Annotated in this window: 2 protein-coding genes; one reads left to right on the plus strand and one right to left on the minus strand. The window is 63.8% G+C overall.

The genetic code is table 11. From position 1 onward, the window contains the following. Window positions 1-141: 141 nt before the first annotated feature. Window positions 142-1,008: a transposase gene (locus QZY44_RS35085; protein ID WP_295458965.1), complete on the minus strand. Its 867-nt coding sequence runs from the start codon at window positions 1,006-1,008 to the stop codon at window positions 142-144. 194 nt (window positions 1,009-1,202) lie between these two features. Here QZY44_RS35085 and QZY44_RS35090 point away from each other — a divergent pair, with 194 nt between their 5' ends. After that, window positions 1,203-2,087 carry an integron integrase gene (locus QZY44_RS35090; RefSeq protein WP_295458968.1) on the plus strand — a complete coding sequence of 295 codons (885 nt, stop codon included), beginning with the start codon at window positions 1,203-1,205 and terminating at the stop codon, window positions 2,085-2,087. The last annotated feature ends 146 nt before the right edge of the window (window positions 2,088-2,233 follow it).

A 2,233-nucleotide genomic window follows, 5' to 3' on the forward strand; every position in this document is an offset into this window, starting at 1 on the left:
CTCAGGCAACGAGCGCGGAACCGGCCGACGTTTTGCTTGGGGCACCTCGCGTAAGTCGCGGTCGTGCGGTACCTTACGTTGCATGGCCTCCACGAAGGCGTCCGCATGCGGATGGCATGCGGATGGGGTCAGCGGATGGGGTCAGGTCTTGACTTGTGCCTCGCCGCCACGCTGAGGTCCATCACGGACGATCTTGCTGATACGCGAGTGGTGCAGCCCGAAGTAGTCGCCAATTTCCTGCATTGTATACCCGCCGCTCGCGTAGCCGGCCTTGATCGCTTGATCTCGATCCGCATGAGCCCGGTCGTACTCAGGCAACGAGCGCGGAACCGGCCGACGTTTTGCTTGGGGCACCTCGCGTAAGTCGCGGTCGTGCGGTACCTTACGTTGCATGGCCTCCACGAAGGCGTCCGAGCCCAGAAAGACCTGCTGCTTGAGGTACTCCCAGGGCGAAGGTTGTCCCTCGCCCGCAGCTATGAAAGACCGGTAACCTTCCACCGCTTGCGCTTCGGTCTGGCCAAACGCCGCCAAGATCGCGCGCGTCTCCAGCCACTCGGGGGCCGTGTCCTCGCCGGTCATGGCCCCATAACTGCTCCACGGGTAATCGCTCGCCGATCGAACCATGCGCGCGCGGACCGGGTTGAGGACCACGTAACGCGCGACTTCGAGAAGGTACGCTTCCTTCTGCACCAGAATCGCTTTATAGCGCCCCTGGAAGACGTGCCCCACCCGTTGGTAGACCCGATTGAACCGTTGCGTGTAAACACCGTTGAGTTCGCGCATGCCTTTGCTGAGATTCCCGTCCGGAGTCTCCACGAGGAGGTGGTAATGGTTGGTCATCAGGCAGTAGGCGTGGATGATCCAGTTAAACCGTCCCCACACGCCCGCGAGCACGTCGATAAACACCCGCCGGTCGCCGACGGCCCGAAAAATGTCCTCCCGTCCGTCACCCCGTGAGGTGACATGGTACAGCGCACCGGCAAACTCAAGTCGTAACGGCCTAGCCATAACTGTAAAGATAGTTCAAGAAAGGCACAAGTCAAGACCTGACCCCATCCTTCCGCAAGTCAAGACCTGACCCCATCCTTCCGACCCCATCCTTCCCCCATCCTTCCCATCCTTCGCGGCGGCCTTCCCCTTGCTGGAGACCCTGGCGCGCACGATCCGGGCGATGCAGTACTCGATCCGCACCGAGCAGTCCTATGTGGATTGGTGCCACCGCTTTCTGGCGTTTTGCGGCGATACGCCGACGGCGGCGCCGGGGGGTCGAGGACGTACAGCGGTTCCTGACGCATCTGGCGGTGGACAAGTCCGTGGCGGCCAAGACTCAAGGCCTGGCCTATAACGCGGTGGCGCTCCTGTTCAAGCAGGTGTTGGAGCGGCCCTTGGAGGACGTGCGTTTCGCACGACCCAAGCGCCAGCAGCGGCTGCCCGTTGTGCTGACCCGGGAGGAGGTGCGCCGGTTGTGCGAGGCAATGGATGGGACCTTCGGTCTGATGGCGCGCCTGATGTACGGGACCGGGATGCGGCTGATGGAGTGTGTGCGATTACGGGTGGCGGACGTTGACTTTGGGAATCGGTCGATCGTGGTCCGCAACGGTAAGGGCGGGAAGGACCGGATGGTGCCCTTGCCCGAGCGCCTGCGCGAGCCGGTGCAGATCCACCTTGCGCGGGTGAAGGCCCAGCACGAGCGGGACCTGGCGGCGGCGGCGGGCGGCGTGTATCTGCCGGATGCCTTGGGGCGTAAGTACCCGCACGCGGCGCGCGAGTGGATCTGGCAATACGTGTTTCCGAGCGGCCGGTTGTCGCAGGACCCCAAGTCCGGGGAGGTGCGCCGCCACCATCTGCACGAGTCGTCGCTGCAGATGGAGATCAAAGCAGCCGGGCAACGCGGCGGGCTGCCGAAGCGGGTCAACAGCCATGCGTTGCGGCATTCGTTTGCGACCCATCTGCTGGAGGCGGGCTACGACATCCGGACCGTGCAGGAGTTGCTGGGACATGCGGACGTGTCGACGACCATGATCTATACCCATGTGCTCAATCGGCCGGGGGTGGTGCCGGTCAGGAGTCCGGTGGATGCTTGGTAGGGGGATGTTGGGGTTCGTTCCTGACACTGGTGGCGAATTCTCCGGCCCCCTCAGGCAGCCTGCTGCAACCTGGCAAAGCGCGAGCGTCTGGTCGGCGCCACGGGCGTTCCGTCCAGCCATTCGCAGACCCGTACCAGATCGAGCGC

Source organism: uncultured Thiodictyon sp., from assembly GCA_903837595.1.
GTDB lineage: Bacteria > Pseudomonadota > Gammaproteobacteria > Chromatiales > Chromatiaceae > Thiodictyon.

Bases quoted from the DNA above. Each gene is read 5' to 3' on its own strand.
- QZY44_RS35090 (WP_295458968.1), top strand. From the start codon at position 1,203: ATGTGGATTGGTGCCACCGCTTTCTGGCGTTTTGCGGCGATACGCCGA.
- QZY44_RS35085 (WP_295458965.1), bottom strand. From the start codon at position 1,008: ATGGCTAGGCCGTTACGACTTGAGTTTGCCGGTGCGCTGTACCATGTC.